Raw genomic sequence first — 25,171 nt, 5'->3', positions numbered from 1 at the left:
AATCCAGGCGGCGCGCGCATAAAATCACGCTCATCGATCGTCGTTGCGCCGCAGCCATGAAACTCCATCAGAACGCCATCTTCACGGCACTGCTCGCCGCTGCGCTGTTCGGCGCAACGACCCCTCTTGCGAAAGCCCTCCTCGGAACGCTGCCGCCCTTCATGGTGGCGGGCCTCTTTTATCTGGGCAGCGGCGTCGGCCTTGCCGTCGCCATCGCAGTGCGGCATGCGCGCCGCAAGGCAAACGAACCCCATGCGGAACACCCGCTAAAGATCGCTGAACTGCCCTGGCTCTTCGGCGCAATCGCAGCGGGCGGCATAGCGGGACCTGCCCTGCTGATGCTCGGCCTTAGCACCGCCCCCGCTGCCGCCAGTTCGCTGCTGCTCAACCTCGAAGGCGTGTTCACGGCGTTGATCGCATGGCTGTGCTTTCGCGAGAACGTCGATACGCAGATCTTCCTCGGCATGGCCGCAATCGTCGCGGGCGGGGTGCTGCTTTCGTGGCCGGCGTCGCATGCGGGCGCGGCGCCCGGCGAGCTGCTCGTAGCCGGTGCTTGCCTGTGCTGGGCCATCGATAACAACCTCACCCGCAAGGTCTCAACTAACGACGCGATGGTCATCGCGTGCCTGAAGGGGCTCGTTGCGGGCCCGGTGAATCTCGCCATCGCTTTCGCGCTCGGTGCGCACTGGCCTGATGCAGGCAGGATGGGCGGTGCGATGGCCGTGGGCTTCGCGGGCTATGGCGTGAGTCTCGTGCTCTTCGTGGTGGCGTTGCGCCATCTCGGAACGGCGCGCACGGGGGCCTATTTTTCGGTCGCGCCGCTGTTCGGCGTAACGCTTTCATTTCTGCTTTGGCCTGAGCGCCCGGCGGCTACGTTCTGGCTCGCAGGTGCGCTGATGGGCTTCGGCGTGTGGCTGCACGTCCGCGAGCGACACGAGCACGAACACACGCACGAACCGCTCGACCACACGCACCGCCACCGCCACGACGAGCACCATCAGCACGAACACGACTTCGACTGGGACGGCACCGAGCCGCATACGCACCGGCATCATCACGCGCCCATCACGCATCGTCACGCGCATTTCCCGGACGTGCATCACCGGCATTCGCACTGAATCGCTCGATCACTCGATCACTTGTGGCCGCGCGCTCGCATGGCGCGCAGTTCGCGTCGGCATCGCCGCGGCTTTTTCCAGGACCCGCGCCACGATTACGCGCACAATGCGCGTTATCCATTCGATGCCCGTCCCACGAAGGAGAAGCCGCGATGACTTCGATCTACCGCGAACTCGTACTGGACACCGACGCCGCCCACGTGTGGCATGCGCTACACGACCCCGCGAACCTCGCGCACGCTTTTGCGGGGGTGGTCACCGACTGCACGCTCGACGGCGATCTGCGCACCGTCACGTTTGCGAATGGGAATGCGATTGAAGAACGCATCGTCGCGATCGATGAGGCACGAATGCTTATCGCCTACACAATCCTGGACCGGTTCGAGCATCACCACGCGACGATGCAGATCGTGCCGGAAGGCTCCACCCGCTGCCGCTTCATCTGGCAAAGCGATTTCCTGCCCGACACGCGGCGCGAGGTAGTGGAACAGCTGATGGACGCGGGATGCGCCGCGTTTGCGCGTAACGTTGCGGGCTGAACGAGTTTCAGCGCGGGGACTCGCCCAGGCTCGCCGCAGTCGCTGCTGCCAATGACGGCGCTTCAATACCCCAGTCGCCATACTCCAGCCAGTCTTCGCCGAGCATTTCGATGGGGTGCGGCGTGCGGCCGCTGCCGTTTCCGCAACTGAGTGCATCAGCCGCGCAATAGCGGTCGCAGCCCCAGCAGATACGTTCGGGATGCGTGGGATAGATGGGGAAGACGCGGGCCATGGCGATCGGGAATCTGGCTTGTCGGCAATTAAATCAATATAGATTTCACAATTACGCACGCCAGTGACGCAACGCCGCAACTGGATCACCGGGATACCGCGCTACAAAACGAGACAATAAGAAGCGATATCGACCGGTTGGCGCAGCGCGCGACCGTGATCTGGCCACGCCAGCCGCGCTGGACCGTTAGTTGCGTTAGTGCCATCAGCTAGTACAAATGGCACGTTCTCGATGGATCGCTGAGTGCGCCCCTTCTGCGAGGCCCTGGAGCGACTGGCGTGACGGGGTGCCTCGCGCTGAATTCGCCGCTCGCGCGCATCGCTCCCGCCTGATCCGGGTCGTTCCGGCTTGACAACGGCGCCCGCATCGAAACAAAAGCGAACGATCGTTCTGTTCTCCGCGTGATCGTACCCCTTATATAAGACTTGCCTGCCATCGCCCGATCACGACGTTGCCCCACCCCCACGGCGCAACATGCGGACATGCGGCACCGTGATTTCCATCAGTTCCTGTAAAAAACTGCGATATGGCATTTTGCAATATGAAATTTCATGGGACTTTGGCCCCATCGCGTCGTAAAATCAGGCAAAATTCCAGTGTTTACGCCGACTGTGCGCAGCCGGTGGTGTTCCCACCCCGTTTTTGAACCCCCGCCAAGAAGCCGATGAGTACTCAGCAACCCACCATCATCTACACCCTGACCGATGAAGCGCCGCTGCTCGCCACCAGCGCGTTCCTGCCGATCATCCGCACCTTCGCTGCACCTGCCGGCGTGAACGTCGAGACCAGCGATATTTCCGTGGCGGGCCGTATTCTCGGCGAGTTCCCGGAATTCCTGACCGAAGCGCAGCGCGTGCCGGACAACCTGGCCGAACTGGGCCGTCTGACGCAATCGCCGGATACGAACATCATCAAGCTGCCGAACATCAGCGCATCGGTGCCGCAGCTCGTCGCCGCGATCAAGGAACTCCAGGGCAAGGGCTACAAGATCCCCGACTTCCCGGAAGATCCGAAGAACGACGAAGAAAAGGCCATCCAGAAGCGCTACTCGAAGTGCCTCGGCAGCGCGGTGAACCCGGTGCTGCGCGAAGGCAACTCGGACCGCCGTGCGCCGGCCGCCGTCAAGAATTACGCGAAGAAGCATCCGCACAGCATGGGCGCGTGGAGCATGGCTTCGCGCACCCACGTCGCGCACATGAAGCACGGCGACTTCTATCACGGCGAAAAGTCGATCACGAACGACAAGGCTCGTGAAGTCCGCATGGAACTCGTCACGAAGAGCGGCGAAACCATCGTGCTGAAGCCGAAGGTCGCGCTACAGGCCGGCGAGATCGTCGACAGCATGTTCATGAGCAAGAAGCACCTGATCGACTTCTACGAAGAGCAGATGGAAGACGCGCGCAAGACCGGCGTCATGCTCTCGCTGCACGTGAAGGCGACCATGATGAAGGTTTCGCACCCCATCGTGTTCGGCCACGCGGTCAAGGTGTTCTACAAGGACGCGTTCGCGAAGCACGCGAAGGTCTTCGAAGAAATCGGCGTGAACGTCAACAACGGCATGGTCGATCTGTACACGAAGATCGAGACGCTGCCGGAATCGAAGCGCGAAGAAATCATCCGCGATCTGCACGCGTGCCACGAGCACCGTCCGTCGCTCGCGATGGTCGACTCGGCCAAGGGTATCTCGAACCTGCACGCGCCGAACGACGTGATCGTCGACGCGTCGATGCCCGCGATGATCCGCGCCGGCGGCAAGATGTGGGGCGCCGACGGCCGTCCGGCCGACACGAAGTGCCTGATTCCGGAAAGCACGTTCGCGCGCATTTACCAGGAAATCATCAACTTCTGCAAGACCAACGGCGCGTTCGATCCGAAGACGATGGGCACGGTGCCGAACGTCGGCCTGATGGCGCAGAAGGCTGAAGAGTACGGTTCGCACGACAAGACGTACGAAATTCCGCAGGACGGCACGGCACGTATCGTCGACAACGCCACGGGCGAAGTCCTCGAAGCGCTGACGCAGCAAGTGGAAGAAGGCGACATCTGGCGCATGTGCCTCGTGAAGGACGCGCCGATCCGCGACTGGGTCAAGCTCACCGTCAATCGCGTGAAGAACTCGGGCACGCCGGCCGTGTTCTGGCTCGACCCGTATCGTCCGCACGAAAACGAACTGATCAAGAAGGTCGAAACGTACCTGAAGGATTACGACCTGACCGGCCTCGACATCCAGATCATGTCGCAAGTCCGCGCGATGCGTTACACGCTCGAGCGCGTGATCCGCGGCCTCGACACGATTTCGGTGACCGGCAACATCCTGCGCGACTACCTGACCGACCTGTTCCCGATCATGGAACTCGGCACGAGCGCGAAGATGCTGTCGATCGTTCCGCTGATGGCGGGCGGCGGCATGTACGAAACGGGCGCAGGCGGTTCGGCACCGAAGCACGTCCAGCAACTGGTGCAGGAAAACCACCTGCGCTGGGACTCGCTCGGCGAATTCCTCGCACTGGCCGTGTCGCTCGAAGACCTCGGGATCAAGACGGACAACGCGAAGGCGAAGCTGCTCGCGAAGACGCTCGACGCCGCCACGGGCAAGCTGCTCGACAACAGCAAGGGCCCGTCGCCGAAGACCGGCGAGCTGGACAACCGCGGCAGCCAGTTCTACCTGGCGATGTACTGGGCGCAAGAGCTGGCCGCGCAGAAGGACGACGCGGCACTGGCTGCCCACTTCGCACCGCTCGCGAAGACGCTGGCCGACAACGAAGCGGCGATCGTCGCGGAACTGTCGGCCGTGCAGGGCAAGCCGGCCGATATCGGCGGCTACTACATGCCGGACGTCGCGAAGCTTTCCGACGTCATGCGTCCGAGCAAGACGCTCAACGCGGCGCTTGCGGCGGCTGCAAAGTAAGTGAGACGCGAGGCGGGCCCGCGTAAGCGGGCCTTGCCTTGTCACGATGTCCTGAACGCCCTTGCGGTTGCTGACCGCAAGGGCGTTTTTGTTTTAGTGCATCAGGTGCGTGCCGTCTCGTTCTCGTAGACGACGTAGATTTTCTCGCACGGCTCCACGACTTCCCAGGTGCCCTTGAATCCTGCGGGAATCACAAACCGGTCACCTGCGCGCAGCACCTTCTCCTTGCCCGTTTCATCGCGAATCACCGAAACACCCTTGAGGATTTCGCAGTACTCCATCTCGGTGTAGTTCACGCGCCAGTGCCCGGGCGTGCTCGCCCAGATACCGGTGCTGAACTGTCCGCACGGGCTCGTAAAGCCCTGCGTGAGCGTCTGCACCGGATCGCCCGATATCAGCTTTTCCGGCGCCACGCGGTACTCGAATCGCTCGCCCTGGTCCACACCGATATCGACGATGCCCGAAATGCCTGCCATGTCTCGCTCCCCTCGTGCCGCAATCTGCGGTCGTTGAAAGCTGCGAGTATCGCAGCGTTCGGGCAGCGGCCAATATTACCGAGGGAAGAACCTGGGCACGCGTCGAAGCGCCTCGCGCGAAGGAGAAAAAACGGCCGGATCGCTTCACTCACCGACACCTTGCGCGGCGCGCCGGGCATCTCCGACACGCAACGTCGTCGAGCCAGTTGCGTCGCTTTCCATTCGATCAGGAATACGAATAAAACTTACATGACCAGGAACGCCCGGAGCGAATCGGCTTAAAGTTCTCTTCACGTTCCACCGCCAGAATGGCTGGAGCGTTGCGCTCGGTCTCGCGCCCGTAGAGGCGGACAGAAAGACATTTGCAGGCTGCAAAAATACATCCCGAAAGATTCGCTGCTCGCTTGTCCTGGCGCAAGGCATTGGAGCGGACCTCTAAATGAAGCCGTCGACCATCGAACTTTGGCGCGCGTACTTGTTTGTCGCTTCACTCGCAGCCGCCCTGATCCAGGTCGCCGCCTTCTTTTTAGTCCTCTTCTGGCGCATCCCGCAGGACGTCTTCACTTCATCGCAGTTCCGACTCGGCGTCGTCGCGCTTGTCGCGTGCTCCGTGGTCGTCGTCCGCCGGTTCGCGCTTAACACGTTTCACAGCGCGCTTGCCAGCCGGCACGCCCGCTTCGTCGGCGATCAGCAGCGCACCGTCGCGCTTTCGCCACACTGTCCGCGGCGGCTTCTCGTCAAGCTGCATGTCCGCTTCAATCGGCAGAGTCTCGATCCGGCGCTATACTGAAACCGCTGTGCGAAACCGGTCGCTTTAGATCTGGTAACGTCATCCCAGCGGTCATACCAGCGTCAAGTCTGGCCCCTATACTCCTGGCCGGGTCGCAACACGCGTCACGGGGACATTCTGCTCATGAATTGGCTGTATCTGCAGGCTGGCTGTCACGGCCGCCACATTTTCGCTGCCCGGGCGCCCGCAGCGCGGCGCAGTATGGCACTTCGGCGCGTCGCATGATGGACGTCCCGCGTGCCAGAAGGCCGAAGAAGGGGTATCCGGGGGTGACACGGGCGGTCCTATGGACCCTGCCCGTCGTCGCGGTCGCGCTCTGGGCAGCGTCGCCGCTCACGCTGTTGCATCTGGCGCACGTGTTGCTTGCGCTATTCGCCGTCGCCTGCGCTGTCGGATCGGCGCTCGGTATCGCCTACTGCTGCGTCGCCGCGGTGCTCGTGCGCCGCTTCTTCGCGCAGCCCTGCAACGAGCCAGCCTACTGCCCCGGCGTCACCATCGTGAAGCCGCTGCACGGCGACGAGTGGAATCTCGCCAGCAACCTCACCACCTTCTTCGAGCAGGACTACCCCGGCCCCATCCAGTATCTGTTCGGCGTTCACGACGAGGGCGACGCCGCCCTGCAAACCGTCGAGGCGCTGCGCACGCGCTACCCGGACGCACACATCACCGTGGTGGCGGATTCGCGGCTCTACGGGCCGAACCGCAAGATCGCGAACCTCGTCAACATGGTCGAACGCGCCGAGCACGACCTGCTCTGTTTCGCGGACAGCGACGTCAGCGTCGGGCGCGATTATCTGCGCCACGTCGTCGGTACGCTGGAGCAACCGGGCGTCGGGCTCGTCACCTGCCTCTATCGCGGCCTGCGCGCGCCCGGCTTCTGGCCGCGTGGCGCCGCCGCATCGACGAACTATCATTTCCTGCCCGGCGTCGTGACCGGGCTCGCCATTGGCCGCGCGCGCCCCTGCTTCGGCCAGACGATTGCCATGACACGGGCGATGCTCGAGCGCATTGGCGGACTCGCACAGTTCGCCCACCACCTCGCCGAAGATCATGCGCTCGGCCAGGCGGTGCGGCGCACGGGGGCGAGCGTCGCCATTCCGCCGTTCACGGTGCAGCACGCGTGCGTGGAAACCACCTTCACGACGCTCTTCACGCACGAACTGCGCTGGAGCCGCACGATCCGTGCCGCTGACCGCAGCGGTCATCTGAGTTCGACGCTGATGCATCCGTTCGTGCTTGCGCTGGGCGCCGTGCTGGCGTCAGGCGGCGCAAGCGCCGCTCTCGCGCTGATGCTTGCGGCGCTCGTCGCGCGCGCAGCGCTCAAATGGCAGACCGATCGTGCTATTGGCGAACGCTGCCGCGGGTTGTGGCTGCTGCCAATGTGGGATATCGTGCAGTTCATGATTTTCGCCGCCAGCTTCTTGTCTTCACGCGTCGTCTGGCGCGGCTTCAGCTTCAGCGTCGACGGCAACGGCATGCTCTCGCCGCTGCACGATGACTGAGCGCCGATTGAACAACACACGTCTCTCCGTTACCCATCAATGAAACACCTCGGACGCGCGACGGCCTTGATCGGCCTCGTAATCGCGATCTGGCTGGTCTGGCGCGAACACCCCACGACGATCTTCCGCATGCTGCAAGGCGCGGGCGCAGGCCTGCTGCTGGCCGCGGCAGTCCACGTGCTGCCGATGCTGGCCAACGCCTGGGACTGGGGCACGCTGATCCGGCCAGCGCAGCGCCCGAGACTCGCAACGATGCTGTGGCTCGTGTGGATCCGCGAATCGATCAATTCGATGCTGCCCGTCGCGCGCGTGGGCGGCGAACTCGTTTCGTTCCGTCTGCTCGGTCGCCACGGCGTGCGGCCGGCAACGGCGACGGCGAGTCTCGTCGTCGACATGCAGCTCACCGTCATCAGCCAGGTCCTGTTCGCGCTCGTGGCAGTCGGCTATCTGCTCGAACAGACATCGTCGGATACGGCGCGCGTCGTCGGACAGCTCGCCTGGGCCATCGCCGCGCTCGTGCCCGTGCTGCTGCTCTTCGCGCTCGTTCAGCATGCGCGGCCGTTCGAGCGTGCCGCACGCACGCTCAATCACATCACGAGCGGCAAGGTCTATGAGCTTGTCGGCAAATCTGCGCGGATCGACCAGTCCGTCAAGCTGATCTGGCGGCAGACGGGCGTGGTCGTGCGCTATCTTTTCGTCTGGCAGGTGCTGCAATTCCTGGGCTACTCGCTCGAAATCTGGTTGGCCCTGCACGTGCTCGGCGCGAACGCGACTTTCGTGCAGGCAATGGTGATCGAAGCGCTGATCCAGATCGTGAGCAGTGCGGCGTTTCTCGTGCCAGGCGGCCTCGGTGTTCAGGAGGGCGGCTTCGTGCTGATCGGCGCTCTGCTGGGTTTCGATGCGCCGACGTGTCTCGCGCTCGCAGGTGCACGACGCATCCGTGACCTGCTGTTTTACGTGCCCGGCCTGATTGCCTGGCAGTTCGCGGAATCCTGGCCGCGCGGCGCCAAGGCCCGTGTGCGCCCGCGCGTCGGCATGGGCGGAACGCGGTAAGTGATGCGATAACTACGGCAGTCATCAACGCAGCAATAACCGCGCGCCCCCGGAACGCACATCCGCCTGGCCCGTTCACATTCCCTTTTCATCTCGCGCTGCACAATACCAACGCGTCTGCGCGAATAACGCCGCAAAAGCGCAAATAGTGGGATTGCGCGACATACGAAGGCTGCGGCATCGGCACTTACCTTAGGTTGAGTGTCGCCTGTCCCGCGTCGTAGAATCGTCATACATCGATTTTGCAGGCCCCGGTAATGTCTCTGGCGTCTCGCTGAAATTGCAGCCCGGAATGGCGGAGAAAACCGCCGGAGACGCCCAACGCACTGACACCAGAAGTACCGACGTCCGACGCTTTTTCGACCAACGCTTCCTGACGAGGCTGCCGCCCGCCGGGAATTTGTCGTGAAATCTGCGCCATGACCCCGCTCATTTCCGTAAGCCGGCTCAGCAAGCGCTTTCCCGGTGTGAGGGCGTTGCACGACGTCCAGTTCGAACTGATGGCGGGCGAAGTGCATGCGCTGATGGGCGAAAACGGCGCCGGCAAGTCGACGCTGATGAAAATCCTCGCGGGCGTCTATACCCGCGATTCGGGCGATATCGTCTACGACGGCCAGACCGTCGCGTTCCAGAGTCCACGCGAAGCGCAGTCTGCGGGCATCGGCATCATTCATCAGGAACTCCAACTGATGAATCATCTGAGCGTCGCGCAAAACATGTTCATCGGCCGCGAACCGCGCAAAGGCCTGGGCGTGTTTCTCGACGAAGACAAGCTCAACGCGCAGGCGCGCGACATCCTCGAACGCATGCACGTCAAGCTCGACCCGCGCGCCATGGTCGGCACGCTCACGGTCGCCAAGCAGCAGATGGTCGAAATCGCCAAGGCGTTGTCCTTCGATTCGCGCGTCCTGATCATGGACGAGCCGACCTCCGCGCTCAACGACGCCGAGATCGCCGAGCTTTTCCGCATCATCCGGCAACTCAAGGGCCGGGGCGTCGGTGTCATCTACATCTCGCACAAGATGGACGAGCTCAAGCAGATCTCGGACCGCGTCACTGTGCTTCGCGATGGGGAATACGTCGCCACGGTCGACACCGGACAGACCAGCGTCGACACGATCATCAGCATGATGGTCGGGCGAATCTTGACGGATGCCACGCCCGACCACCGCGACAGCGGCAAAGGCGAAATCGCGTTTGAAGTGAAGCATCTGAACGCGGGCCCGCTCGTGAGGGATGTGAGCTTCGCGCTGCACAAGGGCGAGATACTGGGTTTTGCAGGACTGATGGGTGCGGGCCGCACCGAAGTCGCGCGCGCGGTGTTCGGCGCCGATCCCGTCGATTCCGGCGAGATCTTCGTGAGCGGCACGAAAGTGACGATTAAACAACCGAGCGACGCGGTGGCGCGTGGTATCGGCTATCTCTCGGAAGATCGCAAGCAGTTTGGCCTCGCGACCGGCATGGATGTCGAATCGAACATCGTGATGTCCAACCTGCGCAAGTTCCTCGCGTTCAACTTTTTCCTGCGTCGCGCACAGATCCGCAGGACCGCCGAGCATTTCGTCAAGCTGCTCGCCATACGCACGCCCGCCACGACGCAACAGGTGCGCCTGCTCTCGGGCGGCAACCAGCAAAAAATCGTCATCGCGAAGTGGCTCGAGCGCGACTGCGACGTGCTCTTCTTCGACGAGCCGACACGCGGCATCGACGTCGGCGCCAAAAGCGAAATCTACAAGCTGCTGCGCGCGCTCGCCGACGATGGCAAGGCGATCGTGATGATCTCGTCGGAGCTGCCCGAAATCCTGCGCATGAGCGACCGCGTCGTCGTGATGTGCGAAGGACGCGTCACCGGTGAACTTCGGGCCTCGGAAGCAACGCAGGAGCGCATCATGCAACTGGCGACACAGCGCGAAACCTTAAAAGCAGCGTGATCTTCGAAAGGTCCACTTCATGACACTGCGATCGGATACTTCCGTACTGGGAAACAAGGAACGGCCCACGGGCCTCAAGGCTCGCCTCTTTGCGCCAGCAACGCTGCAGAAGCTGCTTGCCTTCGTGAGCCTGATCCTGCTGCTGGTGTTTTTCAGCATTGCCTCGTCCGCGTTCATGCAGGTGGACAACATACTCGGCATTCTGCAGGCGACGGCGGTAAACGGCGTACTCGCGATCGCCTGCACGTTCGTCATCATCACGGGCGGCATCGATTTGTCGGTCGGCACGCTCATGACTTTCACAGCGGTCATTTGCGGCGTGTTTCTCACTTACTGGCATCTGCCGATGTGGACAGGCGTACTCGCGGCGATCGGAACGGGCGCGCTTTGCGGAACGATATCGGGCACGTTGACCGCGAAAATGAAAATACCGCCCTTCATTGCCACCCTCGGCATGATGCTGCTGCTGAAAGGACTTTCGCTCGTCGTCTCGGCCGACAAGCCGATCTATTTCAACGACACCGAAAATTTCTACATGATTTCGCAGGATTCGCTGATCGGCTATTTCATTCCGAGCCTGCCCGTTCCCAATGCGGTGCTGATCCTGTTCATTCTCGCCATCGCGAGTTCGATCACGCTCAATCGCACGGCGCTCGGCCGCTATACGTTCGCGCTCGGCAGCAATGAAGAAGCGGTACGCCTTTCCGGAGTGAACGTCGATCGCTGGAAGATCGCCATTTACGCACTCGGCGGATCGATTTGCGGCGTCGCCGGACTGCTCATCGCATCACGGCTGAATTCCGCACAGCCTGCGCTCGGCCAGGGGTATGAGCTTGAAGCCATCGCCGCGGTAGTGATCGGCGGCACGTCGCTCAGCGGCGGTGCCGGCACGATTCTGGGCACCATCATCGGCGCGTTCATCATGAGCGTGCTGACCAACGGGCTACGCATCATGTCCGTCGCTCAGGAATGGCAGATCGTGGTGACCGGTCTCATCATCATTCTGGCGGTCTATGCCGACATCTTGCGACGCAGAAAGCTCTGAGTCTGCACACGACGACATATAGAAGAAGGACGGGAGCACAAAAACGCTCCCCATCGGCTGAAGGTTGCTGTCCACTCAAAGAGGAGAACCTCATGTTGAAACGGAGACTTGTCGGTGTCGTGGTTGGCGTAGTTTCACTCGTTGGCGGCACGATGCTCGCGCACGCCGACGAACCCTATATCCCGCTCATTTCGAAGGGGTTCCAGCACCAGTTCTGGCAGGCCGTCAAATCCGGGGCCGAACAGTCGGCAAAAGAGCACAGCGTCAGGATCTCCTTCGAGGGTCCCGAAACAGAGGCCATGGTCGACAAACAGATCGACATGCTCTCGGCCGCACTTGCGAAGAATCCGCAGGCGCTCGGCATCGCCGCGCTCGACAGCAAAGCGGCCATTCCGCTCCTGAAACGCGCGCAAAGCAACAAAATACCGGTGATTGCCTTCGACTCCGGCGTCGACAGCGACATTCCGCTCACGACGTGCGCCACAAACAATCTCGCTGCCGCCGCGCTCGCGGCCGACAAGATGGCCGAGGCGATCGGCAACTCCGGCGAAGTCGGCGTGATCGTTCATGACCAGACCAGCCGGACCGGCATCGACCGCCGCGACGGTTTTCTGAATCAGATGAAGACGAAGCATCCTGGCGTCAAGATCGTCTCCGTGCAGTACGGCGGCGGCGACCACCTGAAGTCGGCGGAAATCGCCAAAGCGATGATCCAGGCGAACCCGAATATCAAGGGCATCTTCGGCGCCAATGAGGGTTCCGCGGAAGGCGCGGCAATCGGCGTCAGGGAATCGGGCAAGAAGCTCGTGCTGATCGGCTTCGACTCCGGCAAGGAGCAAAAAGACGACATCAACTCGGGCCTGATGTTGGGCGCCATCACCCAGAACCCGGTGGGTATTGGCAGGTGTGTCGTCGATTCGGCGGTGAAGGCGCTCAAGGGCGAAAAGCTGCCGCAGAAAGTCGACACGGGCTTCTTCTGGTACGACAAAACCAATATGACCGATCCGAAGATCGCCGCCGTGCTTTACGACTGACCCGCAGCCGACACGGTGCAACGAAAGGAAGGGCTGCGGCCCTTCCTCTTTTTTCGCTCCCGCACGTCGCGGGACAAGGATGCCTCAATGACCACGATCACCAAGCTGTCCGTCAAGGACATCCGGTTTCCGACATCGCGTTCGCTTGACGGCTCCGACGCGATGAACGCCGCACCGGATTACTCCGCGACTTACGTGACGCTCGAAACCGATTCGCCGACACCGCTCACGGGCCACGGACTCACGTTCACGATCGGACGCGGCAACGAAATCTGCGTGTGCGCTGCGCACGCGCTCGCGCCGCTTGTGGTCGGCAGAACGCTCGAGGATATTGCGGCAAACATGGGAGCGTTCTGGCGTGCGATCACTTCAGACAGCCAGTTACGCTGGATCGGCCCCGATAAAGGCGCCATTCATCTTGCGACGGCGGCTGTCGTCAATGCGGTATGGGATCTGTGGGCGAAAGCACAGGGCAAACCCGTGTGGAAGCTGCTGGTCGACATGAGTCCGGAAGAACTCGTGCGTTGCCTCGATTTCCGCTATGTCACCGACGCGATCACGCCACAGGAGGCCATCGCGCTACTGCATCGTCACGCGAAGACGAAGGGGGCGCGCGAAGCGGAAATGCTCGCGAATGGCTATCCCGCGTATACGACTTCCGCTGGCTGGCTCGGCTACGACGACGACAAGATCCGCCGGCTCGCACGCGAAGGCGTCGCGAACGGCTGGACGCATTTCAAGCAGAAAGTGGGCGGCAATATCGAGGAAGATGCGCGGCGCGCACGCATTCTGCGCGAGGAGATTGGCGAGAACCTGAAGCTCATGATGGACGCGAATCAGGTGTGGGATGTCGATGAGGCCGTCGCCAACATGCGGCGCCTCGCCGAATTCGACCCGTGGTGGATCGAAGAGCCCACGAGCCCCGACGACATACTCGGCCACGCTGCAATCCGCGAGCGAATCCGCCCCATCGGTGTCGCGACGGGGGAGCATTGCCAGAACCGCGTGATGTTCAAACAACTTCTGCAGGCACAGGCGATCGACTTCTGCCAGATCGACAGCTGCCGCCTGGGTGGACTGAACGAAGTGATCGTCGTACTGCTCATGGCCGCAAAATACGGCGTGCCCGTATGTCCGCATGCGGGCGGAGTCGGGCTATGCGAGTACGTGCAGCATATCTCGCTGTTCGACTACATTTGCGTGTCAGGTTCGCTGGAAAACCGCGTGCTCGAATACGTCGATCACCTGCACGAACATTTCATCGATCCGGTCGTGATCCGTAACGGTCATTACATGCCACCACAACGTCCCGGATACAGCATCGAAATGCATGCCGCTTCGCTCGATCAATACGCGTTTCCAGATGGACCCGCGTGGCGGTCGTAATCGCTGGCGCTTAACACGTTCTCGCCTGTTAACAGGTGAACGGACGCTCAACCAGCGAAGATTCGATGTATGGGTGAAATTGATTCCGTACCGGATCCCGGCGCAAATGCACCGGGTATCCGGAACGAAAGGCCTTAATTGACCGAATTGATCGCTTCCGTCGCGCGGCCGCGGGCCTCCTGCACGGACTGATTGCGTTCAGCTCTGGATTCGCGGACTTCGGCTCGCTGGACGCTTCTCGCTTCAGCTCTGTTTGCGCGATGCGTCTGGTTGGCCGCACGAACCTCCATGCGCTTCTGAACGATGGGATCGTTGTGCGTGGTCGTGGCTGGAGATTGCTCAGGTGCAACAGCGGATGGCTGTGCCATTACGGGGCCGGCCACGAGCAGACCAACAGCGAAAACGAGGGCGCTCAACTTGATAGCAGGGACTTTCATGAGAGATCTCCATTAAATAGGATGACGAAATGTAACAAACCGTGTTTAAGTTCCTTACGTGAAGCATTACGTGAATATCCGCAATACAATCAGTTGCTTGCGAACGCAATTACGTTTTGCTTTCAGCGATTCTACTGAGCAAAGTGACCAACATCAACCGCCGGACACACCAGAATTGCGTGGCACGTTGTCATCCAGAAATTATTACGCCACGGACGATCTGACACTTCCAGACGCTGCAGCCCCGTATTACGGGGGTTTGCTTCCATAAAACGTGCCCTCACGCACTCGCTCCGCTCTTCGCCGGGAAGCGATCGAGGAAATTGCGGTAATAAATGCAGCCTTCACGGACCGCTTTGAAATAGCGATCACCCTACGCATCAGCGCGAAGCTTTCGCTATCAGGACGCGCGAGTTCGGTCTATCGAATTTCGCTTTACGGCGTTGCAAATAAGTTATCGACCATGGCACGGCAATTCGAACTGCCGAATGGTTTGCGCCATCGAGCGTCATTACTGCGAGCCCCTGGTTTCAGGCACTCCGGCGATCTCTACGCGACGGCAACACGGAAGAACCCCTGGCGATAGCGCGAAATCCCACTGTATCCGCGCGATTTGCTTCGTCGCTGCCCGCACCAGAATTGAAAACGTCGGTCGATAATGATCGCCCGAGCGGCGTCGATGCTCCGGCTCACAAACGGACTCGCGAGCGAAACGAACCTCCAGCTCAAGCGAGCACATGACAACGATCTCAAAGAACGCAAGCGGAGACCACGAGTGCACCCTGAATTGCTCACCACCCAGGGAGAAGTTTCTCTTCCCGCGGGAACGATGCTCGTTTCGACGACCGATACTCGGGGGGTAATCACAAGCTGCAATGATGCTTTCGTTGAGGCAAGCGGCTTTTCCAGAGAAGAGCTTCTCGGACAGCCACACAACATCGTCCGCCATCCTGACATGCCACGCGAGGTGTACCGGGACATGTGGGAAACCCTGAAGAAGGGCGAATCCTGGATCGGTATGCTGAAGAACCAGTTCAGGAGCGGGCACCATTGTTGGGTTCAGGCCGGTATTACGCCTGTTTTCGAGGGGATGGACATCGTCGCGTATCGCGCAGTCCAGACTGCCGCTTCGCGCGAACAGGTCCGGGCTGCTGAAACGCTGTACGCGACCTTGCTGAATGAGCAAAACACCGGGCGGCACGCGCGCCACCTTCAATCCGGGGTGATCGTCCGCACGGACATGACCGGGCGGCTCGCACGCCTCGTACACCCGACCATGAAGACGCAAACCTACCTGTTGACGTGCGGTCTCGCCATACTGGGCATGGCAGTCGGCGTACTCATCGCTAGCGGTGTTTCGTCGATCACGCTGCTGCGTGCTGGTATCGGATTCGCAGCCTGTATCGCGTTGGGCTTTCTCGCCGAGTATCGCATGCGCTACATGTTCATCTACCCGCTGCGCAGATTGCTGGGCGTGGCCAGCCGGCTCGCGAGGGGTGACCTCACGCACACTATCGACAATAGCTGGAAGCCCACCGGCGTGGTCGGCAAACTCGAGCAGTCCGTCAATCAGGTGAGCCTCAATATGCGCGCGATCGTCGGCGACGCCCGCAACCAGATGGCGAGAATGGGCGACGCGACGACCACCGTGTCCGAGGGCAGCCGCAAACTCTCGGCCCGGGCCGAATCGCAGGCCGCCAGTCTCGAGCAGTCGGCAGCCTCGATGGAGCATATGGACGCCAACGTTCGGCAAACCGCCGAAGCCGCGCGCCAGGCCGCCAATAGCGCCGGGAATGCTCGTGCCATCACCGAGGACAGCGGCCGCGCGGTAGACGCCATGACGCAAACGATGCAGGGCATTACCCATGCATCACGAAAAATCGGCGAAATTATTCAGGTTATCGAAGGGATTTCATTCCAGACGAACATACTCGCGCTCAATGCGGCTGTAGAGGCGGCGCGAGCCGGCGAGCATGGACGCGGCTTCGCCGTGGTCGCCAGCGAAGTACGCAGCCTTGCAGGCCGTGCGGCGACGGCTGCCCGGGAAATTGCCAGTCTCATCGTCGATTCGACCCATCAGGTCGAAGAGGGCTGCAAGCTCACTGAAACCGCGCGAGAGAAGATGCAACAAGCCGTTCAGGCAGTGCGCGACGTCAATGCGCTGATCGACGCGATCAATTCGGCCACCGCCGAACAAAGCAACGGAATCTCGGAGATCAAACAGGCTCTGGATCACCTCGGTGATTTGACGAACCAGGATACGGCTCTCGTGAACAACTTCTCGATCTCCGCCAACAAGCTCGCGAACAACGCACAGACCGTCATCGAAACAGTCGGTATGTTCAGGATCTGAGAAGCGTTAGCGGAAGCGATGAATCGCGATGATCGTACCCATCACGCGCGACTTCACCCCTGCGCCTTTGCAACGCCGGCCATGGTACGCACCTTGTCGGCGGTAAGGCGCACCGCGTCGATCATCGCACGAGCAGCAGGCGACGGTACGCTTCCCGCACGCATAACGATGCCGATGTCGCGCCGCGTATCCGGCATCGCAATGTCGACGATCGATAGCTGCCCCGTCATGCATTCGTAGTAGAGCTGCTGGGTCGACAACACGGCGACCATATCCGTCTGCAGCAACAGTCCGCGAATGACGGCGAGGTCGGCCGTCTCCACGGTCGGCATCGGCACCTTGAGCTTGTGACGCTTGAAGAGTCCTTCGAAGAGCAGGCGTGTCGGTGCATAGCTGCGCGGCAGAATCCATTGCGCGCCCGCCAGTTGCGCGAACGTTACGTTGCGCACTTGCGCAAGCGGGTGGCCAGCGCGCACGAGCACAACCAGGTCTTCGGACATGAGCCGTTCGTTGACGAGTCCACTGCCAGTGTCGGTTGGGCGCAGCGCGCCCAGCACAAAATCGATGTCCCCCGCACGCAGACCCGCCACCAGGGTTTCATACGCGCTTTCGTCCGTGGTGATTTTCACGCCGGGATATTGGGCCGCAACCCGTGCGATGGCCTGCGGCAGAATCAGCGTGCGCGCGAGCGGCAACGCACCGACAGTGACTTGTCCCTGAATCGTGCCGCGCAAAGCGGCAATATCGTCGGATATATGCCGCAATTCGTTGAGTGCGCGGCGAACGTGGAGAACAAACGTCTCGCCTTCTGCAGTCAGCAACGAACCGCGCGGGCTGCGATGAAAGAGCGGCGTGCCCGCACCGGCTTCGAGGATGCGAATGGCGTTGCTCACAGCAGGCTGGCTGATGCCGAAGGCCTGAGCAGTGGTCGGCATATGGCGGTGGCGCGCAAGCGCCACGACCAGTTGCAGGCGTCGGGTGTTCAGCAAAAACGAGGGAACTGCGCCGACTTTCGTGGCGCGTCGTCCCGTCTGCTGCGACGCGCACCAACCCGCCAACGTTTCCAGTTCCGCGAAGATGCGCTCGCAGCGTTGAAGCACGACGCGTCCCGCCGGGGTCGGCAGCATGCCCGCCGCGCGACGTTCGAACAGACTCTCACCCACCGCAGTCTCGAGTTCCTGCAAGGAACGCGTGACCACCGACTGCGCACGAAAGAGCGTCGTAGCGCTGCGCGTGACGCTGCCCGTTTGCGCGACCACACGAAACGCCCGCAGATGAGAAAGGTTCAGTTGGTCTCGATTGTCCATCGCAACGTATCCGGTCACGCCGGTAGCCGTCTGGGACCGGCCGGCACTTCCACCGCAATGCCCGGGCGAGCGCCCACCCCCCTTCACTTGCGGATCGACTCACTCGGACGCTGCGCGCCCGGTGTGGTCCATCGACTCGTTGAATGGCCGCTCGACCATGCTGGACCGCCATTCTAATGCCTACGTCATCCTCGAAGAATGGATGAATCCTTCAACCCGCAACTGCGCACCGCTCGTCGCGCTTTTCACGCTGTTCTGAAGTGACCGCGGATACGACGGTCGACCCCTGTTGGGCGAATACCATTTGCGGGGCGCAGCCGCACGATTGCGACATGCGCCCTCGAACATCAATGTGCAGCGCTAACCTGAGGCGTCGCTTCGTTAGACCTTGTGCGTTGCGACACCAGAATGGCGAGTGCCGCGAGAATGGCCGGCACGGCGAGCATGCCGAGAATGGCACCGAATTGCCAGCCAAGTCCGAGCAAGGCGCCACCGATGGCGGACCCGAAGATGCTGCCGAAACGGCCCATGCCCAGCATCCAGCTGACACCCGTGGCACGCGCAGCAGTCGGGTAACGGCCGGGCGCATAAGCGTTGAGGCCCGTTTGCGCACCGCTCATGCAGAAGCCGGCTGCAAAGACGAGCAGCGCGAGCGACGACGACAAAGCACCCAATCCGCCGAGCACCAGCACGCAGATTCCACCGCCGATGTAGGCGAGGCCGATGACGCGTGCGGGACGAACCTTGTCCATGAACCATCCAACCAGCACAGCGCCGATCGTGCCGCCGATCTGGAACATGGCGGTGACGTTGGCAGCCTGCGTGATCGAGAGACCAGCGTCCTTGATCAGCGTCGGAAGCCAGCCGGTCAACAGATAGATGACGAGCAGGCCCATGAAGTAGGTCACCCACAACGCAATCGTCATTACGCCGTAGCCCTGCGAAAACAGGATGCCAATCGGCTTGCGGGTGGGCAGCGACGGCTCAGTCGATACGAAGGTCTCCTGTCCGGTGAACTGCGCACCGGTGACACGGTTGAGAAGCGAGCCGATGCGCGCCGACGATGCACCGCGTACCGCAAGCAGACGCGCCGACTCGGGCAGGAGCCAGATCTGGAGCGGAACGAGAACCAGCGGAATGGCGCCGCCGAAAATCAGCACCGCACGCCAGCCGTAGTTCGGAACGAGCCATCCGGCAGCGAAACCGATTAAGGCCGAGCCGAGATTGAAGCCCGTGAACATGATCGTGATGAGCAATGCGCGCTTGCGTTGCGGCGAGTACTCGGAGAGCAGCGTCGTCGAATTCGGCATCGCTGCGCCAAGACCGATGCCGGTCAACACGCGCAGCACGGCCATCGACACCGGCGACTCCGTAAATGCAGTCAGGATCGTGAAGACGCCGAAAAGGAACACGGAAGTAATCAACACCGTCTTCCGCCCGATCTTGTCCGATGCGGGCCCCGCGAAGAGCGCGCCGATCACGAGACCGATGGGTGCCGCGCTCATAACGAGCCCGAACTCAGGGCGCGAAATACCCCACTGATGAGTGATGGCGGGCGCGATGAATCCCATGATGGCCACGTCCATCCCGTCGGCGGTCACCGCGAGAAAACACAACGCGACCACCAACCACTGGTAGGCCGAAATATGGCGTTCGTCAATGAACGCTTTGATGTCAACTGTCTTGCTGCCAGACATGTGTAGTCTCCTGTGCGTACTGTGGTCCACTGCTAGTGGCGCACTACCGTCGCGCTGATACGGAAAAGCGCGGCGGCATGCTGGTCATCTCTTCGCTTCTTTGCGCGTTCCGGCACGCCGTCGTGATGGACGTCCCCTCGCCGGATCTAGCGTTAGCGCCCTTGTCGCACGCGAATGCGATGGTGGGCGTATGAAACGCGGCAAGCCTCCGATGATTGCCGCCGTGACCTGGTCCGATTTCCACCAGATGACGGCATGTCGGTTGGGGTTTCGACACGCCCGTCGCCTGTGTTCAACGTCGGCACGATAAGCAACTGGGGGACGGGTAAGTAGTGCGGGTTAACCACATATCGGGTTCGTGCGTGCGCGTGCAGCAACGTCAATTGCATGTGCGGGGTGCAGTAGAAAATCCCCGGGAGCCGCGCCCTGTAAGGCCGTCGTGGGTGTCCTGCGTGCTACGTCCGGATCGCACTGCGCCTGGAATGGCATTCCGCGTGATAAATAAAATAGATGCCGCTCGAAAGGATTCGCAAACACTGGTTTGTGCCGTTCGTGCCGTTTCGACACGCACTGTATTGGCAGCCCGCGATTGTTGATCGTGGCGTCCGAATCTCCACCGTTCGACGCCAGCCCCGCCGGTAGCGTTATTCAGCGCTTCATGGCGCGTACCCGGAGAAGGATGTCTTGTTCACTTCGCCGTGGACGGTCGCGATGCGCGTGGCACCGCGCTACATACAATGACCGTGCCCGCCGGACCTGACGACCGCGGCCAAACAAGTTCGTTCACACATCATCGGCGGCTGCATGGCCGCATCAACTGGGGAATTTTGCTGGCAATCGGTATCCATTCGCCCAAACTCGAAACGACGAATCGCACAATTAGTTAGCCTTCGCGACACGACTCCATCGCTACAGAATTGCGACGTCCCCTCAAGCAACATCTAATTTAATTATCGCTGGACTCGCAACCAGTATTGAAGCCAACGCTGTGCGCTGTCGAATGCCGTTATTGACCATCAACTCAGAAACAAGAAAATACGGTTAATAATCAGCGCACTACGACGCACCTCCACAAAGCACTCCTCTCTAGCCGCGCCCGCGGACAATCAGTAATAACCCTGTCGAACAACAGGTTGTCGCGTGCGAACTGGCATCACTGCGAGTCCTGAGCAGGTCTTTCGCCGACCAGTTTCATTTTCTATATTTGGCTCCGCCGCCATCTGGACTACGAACGTGTCGCAGAACTGGTTTCTTCGTCTGCCGCGTTCGTCGATGGACCGGGCCGCCGGCAGCGATCCACAACGAACGCAAAGGCACCAGGAAAGACGGCACAGGCCACGGCGCTACGCATCACGATAGCTGGTGCTCCGGGTCTGACACACGAATATAACCAAGGAGAACTTTTCCAATGAAAAAAACGGGTATCGCGCTGGCGCTTTCGACTTGCATATGTGCTGTGCCGTCTGCGCACGCACAAAGCAGCGTAACGCTTTGGGGCATGATGGACACTGGCGTCACTTATGTGAACAACCAGGGTGGGCATTCCAACGTGAAGATGGACGACGGCGTCAACGGCCCGAATCTGTGGGGGATGAAAGGCGTTGAAGACCTCGGCGGCGGCACCAAAGCCATTTTCGAACTCGTCAATCAGTTTCAGGTTGATAACGGCCAGTTCATGCCGAACAAGAGCCTGTTCAGCCGCACGTCGCTGGTCGGACTGACGAACGAGCAGTTCGGTCGCCTGACGTTGGGTAATCAGTACGACTTCATGACCAACTCGCTTTACTTTGGCGGCAATGACCCGTCGGAGCTTTCCGGTCACTTCTATGATTTCCGGGCCGGTCCTTTCCAGAAACTCGCCCTGCCCCAAAACCCGACGGGTGCGTTCGACTGGGACCGCATGGCGGGCGAGAGCATCAACAACTCGATCGCCTACGTCACGCCGAAATTCGGCGGATTCAGCGCGGGCGCAATGTATGCCTTCGGTGGCGTCGCCGGATCGATCGGCGCTGGCAATGCGAACAGCTTCGGGTTGAACTACGCCAACGGCAACTTCGGCGCGAACGCCGCGTACACGAACGTCAAGACCTACACCGCCGGATCGCCCCAAATCAGCGTGCGAACGTGGGGTGTGGGCGCGCATTACCATTTCGGCGCGTGGGTAACGAACGCCCTGTTCACGACCGTCCACAACTCGCTCAATGGCGGCTCCGTCTTCCAGGGTTCTGCGGGCGCGCACTATAACTTCTCGCCAGCACTCAGCGCTGGTGCGTCCTACATGTACATGAAGGGCAACGAAGTGGTGAACAACAACCACGCGCATCAGCTTGCTGCCAACGTCGACTATGCGTTGTCCAAGCGGACGTCCGTGTATTTGATCGGCGTGTACCAGCGCGCGAACGAAGGTGCGAACGCGCAGATCAATGGTTTCAACAGTGCTGACGGTGCTTCGTCCAACGCCACGCAGGCTGTTGCCCGCGTAGGTCTCCATACCCGCTTCTAACGCGGTGTGACCGAACCGGCACATATCGTCGATATGTGCCGGTTCGGTCATTTAACCCGCCGACTCTGGCGGGTTAGTGTCTTCCGGCGCACTTAGGTCAGCCCGCTGTCCCTGAGCGCACGGATATCTAGATGGTCACGCTGGGAAAGCCGGTTTTCCTTGCCGCGAGAATCTCCGCAATCGCGTCCACGATTGAAATCCGCCCCACATGCGCGTAGACATCGTTGGTCGCCGCCTCCTGGAAACGTGACAGGCCCGGCAAACGGGTCGTATACGCGCCACGCCGTAGGCTTGCCTTAGCGGTCGGCACGAAGGCCACACTTCCATTCAAGCCCCCTTCGAATCACGTCGCGCATGATGCCTTCCGGGATCGCCGCACTACTCTTTTAAACTCAACACCGCTTCTCCACGCGAGCAATCAATGCCATCGAGCTGGTAACGTGCTTCGTTCGCTGCGAATCCGAATCCGCCTCAAATCGTTCTACATCCTGACTTGAGCGAGTCCGTCGAAGCCGACAACCATTCCGCGGCGCGTCTTCGCGACAATCAGTCCGCGCTTTACGGCTTCATGCATTGCGCGATTGACCGTGTTGACGTGCACACCGATCAGATCGGCGAGATGTCGCTGCGAAAGCAGGCTGTCGCCAACCCGAAGCTCGCCAGAGCTTATGGCTTTTTCAAGCGAGGAAATAATTTGAAGCCATTTCGGCTTACCTTCAACTGAAAGACGGGGTATCCAGTTGGCACGAACACGCTTGTTCATTTTCTTCGAAGACAACGCGACCGGGACGATCGGGTAACCTGATGGGCCAGGCGTGCGATATCGCCATCGGGCATGGCCCAGATTAAAAGCGATATCGTGAATGAACAAGCCAGCCCCGAAGGGCTGGCCGCGATAACTGCTACTGCTGAAGTGGACCTTGCTTACGGTGCCGCGACGCCTTGCAGCATCCCCGTGTACGCCGTATAGAAGCTGGAGCCAGCCCACGGATGCGTCGGTTCGTTGTACAGCGGAGCACCCTGCGTCCAGTTCGCGCCATCGTGCCAGTCGCCGGTACCGGAGTACTGCGGAACGGCCGGATACGGGTACACCGGACGCGAGCCAGTAAACACGCTCGTCGAGGGATCGCTATAAGTCATGACCGCGTTCGGCGCCGTGCCTTGCTCGACCCAGCCCGTGATCTGGGACACCAGGTCGATGTTGCTCAAGCCCTCACCACCACCGCAGTGCGCGACGCCGGGCACGAGATACAAGCGCGAGAAGTCATTCACGCTCGAGACGCCCATCGTATTTTGCATCGCCTCGTAGTACTGGATCGTGAACAGCGGCGAAATATGCTGGTCCGCCCAACCGTGCCAGAGGATCAGCTTGCCGCCGGCATTTTTGAACGCGGACAGATCGGGATCGGTTGCGTCGTAGAGCGGGTGATTGGCTTGCAGATAATTCGGGTAGAAGCTCGCGTCGTGATAGCCGAAGTTGTCGAGGTTATGCATGGTCGAGGCGTTCGAGAAGATCAGGTTATACGCTCCGCTCACGATCATGTAGCTGAACAGGCCCGTGACAGGCACGGCCGCGTCCGTCGAGTTCGACGTCGGAACTTCCACGCCGATCCAGTTGATTTCGGAACCGGGCTGCGGCGAACCAGCCAGCATGCGTTCATTCGTAGTGCTATCCAGCGGGCCGCCGTAGATCTTGCTCGCGGTAGCCACTTCGGCTCCGGTCAGGCAGTTGCTGGTGTCCGTCGCGCCGTTCGCACACTCAATCGACGCCGGATCGAAATTGCAGGTACGCGGATCCGCGATCAGACCATCAGCTACGCCAGTTTGGCCACCACAAGCCGCGAGGACCGCTTTGTGCAACACCTTGGCTTTGTCCGCGTAGAGCGTGGCCATGCCTGTCGAGTTGCCCGTCGTGCTTTGCGATTCCACGCTCCAGCCGTGATAGAGCGAGTTCTGGATCGTGAAGTGGGCAGCCGGGGCACCAACGATGATGCCGTTATAGTCGGCGGGGTAGCGTTGCGCAGCCATGAGACCCTCGCGACCGCCATCGGAACAACCGACAAAGTAGGCGTACTTCTGCGCCTGACCGTAGTAGGCCTTGATCAGCTTTTCCGCCGCAAGCGTCGTAATGTGCTGCCCGCGGTAGGCGAAGTCGGCCTGCTGCTGCGCGTTCTGCGCCCAGTTGTTACCGTTGGGGTCAATAGAAGAACCGTGACCCATGTCGGTCTCTGCCGTCACGAAGCCACCCTGTTGCACCAGCGGACACGTATAGCTAAAGCTAAACTGCCCTTGCGAACTCGGATCGTTGACGTTGCCACACAGGCCACCGCAACCAAGTTCCGCAAAGCGTTGAGTCCAGGTGCTGACCGGCAGTGCAACCTGAAACGTGTTGTACGGTGCGAGCGTGCCCTTCACAAGACAGTAATTGACAGAAGTACCGTTGATAGTTTGCGTCTCAACGGAGGCCGACGTGATCGAACTCCCCGCCCCACCGACGTCGGTGAGATCGACTGAAGTCAGCTTCGAACAATCTACGACAGGTGCGACGACAGCCAACGGCGCTTTAGCAGGATCGTTACCACCGCTGCTACTCCCACACGCCGCGACCAGGGTGACCGTCGCGCTGACTGCGAACAGCGCCAGCAACGCGGTTGCTCGTTCCCGTGCGCTCGCAAAGAGTGTTGCCGGATTCAGATATCTCATACGTGCCTCCTGAAAATGAATGTTATTTTGTTCATCTGCAACGTCTCAGCTTCTAGTACAGACAATTAGCATAGCTAACAAACATAGACGTGTAGACTGCAACAAACTTCGCAACCGATGCGATTTTCTTATTGCACGTGTACTACGAATGCTCCTT

At 60.8% G+C, this 25,171-nt stretch carries 20 protein-coding genes; 12 read left to right on the top strand and 8 right to left on the bottom strand.

Annotated features, from left to right (window positions below):
• The first annotated feature begins 56 nt into the window (after positions 1–56).
• Both D1Y85_RS23010 and D1Y85_RS23005 read left to right on the top strand, forming a co-directional pair.
• Positions 57–1,118: a DMT family transporter gene (locus D1Y85_RS23010; RefSeq protein WP_124153384.1), complete on the top strand. Its 1,062-nt coding sequence runs from the start codon at positions 57–59 to the stop codon at positions 1,116–1,118.
• Between the two features lie 152 nt (positions 1,119–1,270).
• Positions 1,271–1,657, top strand: coding sequence for an SRPBCC family protein (locus D1Y85_RS23005; RefSeq protein WP_124153383.1), 387 nt, complete (start codon positions 1,271–1,273; stop codon positions 1,655–1,657).
• 7 nt (positions 1,658–1,664) lie between these two features.
• Here D1Y85_RS23005 and D1Y85_RS23000 read toward each other — a convergent pair whose 3' ends face one another.
• On the bottom strand, positions 1,665–1,889 hold the full coding sequence (locus D1Y85_RS23000; RefSeq protein WP_124153382.1) for a DUF3079 domain-containing protein: 225 nt from the start codon (positions 1,887–1,889) through the stop codon (positions 1,665–1,667).
• Positions 1,890–2,553: 664 nt separating this feature from the next.
• Between D1Y85_RS23000 and D1Y85_RS22995 the strand changes: the two genes are divergently transcribed.
• Positions 2,554–4,797: an NADP-dependent isocitrate dehydrogenase gene (locus tag D1Y85_RS22995; RefSeq protein ID WP_124153381.1), complete on the top strand. Its 2,244-nt coding sequence runs from the start codon at positions 2,554–2,556 to the stop codon at positions 4,795–4,797.
• 101 nt (positions 4,798–4,898) lie between these two features.
• On the opposite strand, the gene D1Y85_RS22990 is transcribed toward D1Y85_RS22995, so the two are convergent.
• On the bottom strand, positions 4,899–5,273 hold the full coding sequence (locus tag D1Y85_RS22990; RefSeq protein ID WP_124153380.1) for a cupin domain-containing protein: 375 nt from the start codon (positions 5,271–5,273) through the stop codon (positions 4,899–4,901).
• 439 nt (positions 5,274–5,712) lie between these two features.
• Here D1Y85_RS22990 and D1Y85_RS22985 point away from each other — a divergent pair, with 439 nt between their 5' ends.
• The 3 genes from D1Y85_RS22985 (at position 5,713) to D1Y85_RS22975 (ending at position 8,618) form a co-directional block, all read left to right on the top strand.
• Positions 5,713–6,063, top strand: a complete 351-nt coding sequence (locus D1Y85_RS22985) for a hypothetical protein (protein WP_124153379.1) — start codon at positions 5,713–5,715, stop codon at positions 6,061–6,063.
• 221 nt (positions 6,064–6,284) lie between these two features.
• Positions 6,285–7,565: a bacteriohopanetetrol glucosamine biosynthesis glycosyltransferase HpnI gene (hpnI, locus tag D1Y85_RS22980; RefSeq protein ID WP_246025024.1), complete on the top strand. Its 1,281-nt coding sequence runs from the start codon at positions 6,285–6,287 to the stop codon at positions 7,563–7,565.
• Positions 7,566–7,604: 39 nt separating this feature from the next.
• The gene (locus D1Y85_RS22975; protein ID WP_124153378.1) at positions 7,605–8,618 is read left to right on the top strand and encodes a lysylphosphatidylglycerol synthase domain-containing protein; all 1,014 of its coding nucleotides are present in this window, start codon (positions 7,605–7,607) and stop codon (positions 8,616–8,618) included.
• Positions 8,619–8,847: 229 nt separating this feature from the next.
• Here the strand turns inward: D1Y85_RS22975 and D1Y85_RS22970 are convergent, their stop codons facing one another.
• Entirely contained in the window at positions 8,848–9,039 is a 192-nt protein-coding gene (locus D1Y85_RS22970; protein ID WP_124153377.1) for a hypothetical protein, read from the bottom strand.
• Here D1Y85_RS22970 and D1Y85_RS22965 point away from each other — a divergent pair.
• The 4 genes from D1Y85_RS22965 (at position 9,038) to D1Y85_RS22950 (ending at position 14,014) form a co-directional block, all read left to right on the top strand.
• Positions 9,038–10,549, top strand: coding sequence for a sugar ABC transporter ATP-binding protein (locus tag D1Y85_RS22965; RefSeq protein ID WP_124153376.1), 1,512 nt, complete (start codon positions 9,038–9,040; stop codon positions 10,547–10,549). The two genes, D1Y85_RS22970 and D1Y85_RS22965, sit on opposite strands and share 2 nt — an antisense overlap.
• Before the next feature lie 19 nt (positions 10,550–10,568).
• Positions 10,569–11,594, top strand: coding sequence for an ABC transporter permease (locus D1Y85_RS22960; protein ID WP_124153375.1), 1,026 nt, complete (start codon positions 10,569–10,571; stop codon positions 11,592–11,594).
• Between the two features lie 92 nt (positions 11,595–11,686).
• Positions 11,687–12,628: an ABC transporter substrate-binding protein gene (locus D1Y85_RS22955; RefSeq protein WP_124153374.1), complete on the top strand. Its 942-nt coding sequence runs from the start codon at positions 11,687–11,689 to the stop codon at positions 12,626–12,628.
• Between the two features lie 87 nt (positions 12,629–12,715).
• On the top strand, positions 12,716–14,014 hold the full coding sequence (locus D1Y85_RS22950) for an L-fuconate dehydratase (RefSeq protein WP_124153373.1): 1,299 nt from the start codon (positions 12,716–12,718) through the stop codon (positions 14,012–14,014).
• 134 nt (positions 14,015–14,148) lie between these two features.
• Here the strand turns inward: D1Y85_RS22950 and D1Y85_RS22945 are convergent, their stop codons facing one another.
• On the bottom strand, positions 14,149–14,451 hold the full coding sequence (locus D1Y85_RS22945; protein ID WP_124153372.1) for a hypothetical protein: 303 nt from the start codon (positions 14,449–14,451) through the stop codon (positions 14,149–14,151).
• Between the two features lie 658 nt (positions 14,452–15,109).
• Between D1Y85_RS22945 and D1Y85_RS22940 the strand changes: the two genes are divergently transcribed.
• Positions 15,110–16,804: a methyl-accepting chemotaxis protein gene (locus D1Y85_RS22940; protein ID WP_124153371.1), complete on the top strand. Its 1,695-nt coding sequence runs from the start codon at positions 15,110–15,112 to the stop codon at positions 16,802–16,804.
• Between the two features lie 53 nt (positions 16,805–16,857).
• On the opposite strand, the gene D1Y85_RS22935 is transcribed toward D1Y85_RS22940, so the two are convergent.
• The gene (locus D1Y85_RS22935) at positions 16,858–18,111 is read right to left on the bottom strand and encodes a LysR family transcriptional regulator (RefSeq protein WP_124153370.1); all 1,254 of its coding nucleotides are present in this window, start codon (positions 18,109–18,111) and stop codon (positions 16,858–16,860) included.
• A 347-nt stretch (positions 18,112–18,458) separates the two neighbouring features.
• Entirely contained in the window at positions 18,459–19,808 is a 1,350-nt protein-coding gene (locus tag D1Y85_RS22930; RefSeq protein WP_124153369.1) for an MFS transporter, read from the bottom strand.
• Between the two features lie 1,408 nt (positions 19,809–21,216).
• Between D1Y85_RS22930 and D1Y85_RS22925 the strand changes: the two genes are divergently transcribed.
• A complete protein-coding gene (locus D1Y85_RS22925; protein WP_124153368.1) occupies positions 21,217–22,311 on the top strand; it encodes a porin in 1,095 nt (364 codons plus the stop codon).
• Between the two features lie 481 nt (positions 22,312–22,792).
• On the opposite strand, the gene D1Y85_RS22920 is transcribed toward D1Y85_RS22925, so the two are convergent.
• Together D1Y85_RS22920 and D1Y85_RS22915 are read right to left on the bottom strand one after the other, a co-directional pair.
• A complete protein-coding gene (locus tag D1Y85_RS22920) occupies positions 22,793–23,182 on the bottom strand; it encodes a GntR family transcriptional regulator (RefSeq protein WP_124153367.1) in 390 nt (129 codons plus the stop codon).
• Between the two features lie 53 nt (positions 23,183–23,235).
• Complete coding sequence (locus D1Y85_RS22915; protein ID WP_124153366.1) at positions 23,236–25,014, bottom strand: tannase/feruloyl esterase family alpha/beta hydrolase; 1,779 nt, start codon at positions 25,012–25,014, stop codon at positions 23,236–23,238.
• Positions 25,015–25,171 lie beyond the last annotated feature (157 nt).

Source organism: Paraburkholderia dinghuensis (assembly GCF_003837865.1).
GTDB classification, from domain to species: Bacteria; Pseudomonadota; Gammaproteobacteria; order Burkholderiales; family Burkholderiaceae; genus Paraburkholderia; species Paraburkholderia dinghuensis.
The sequence above is the reverse complement of the archived record's forward strand: the minus strand, read 5'-3'. Positions and strand labels throughout refer to the sequence as shown.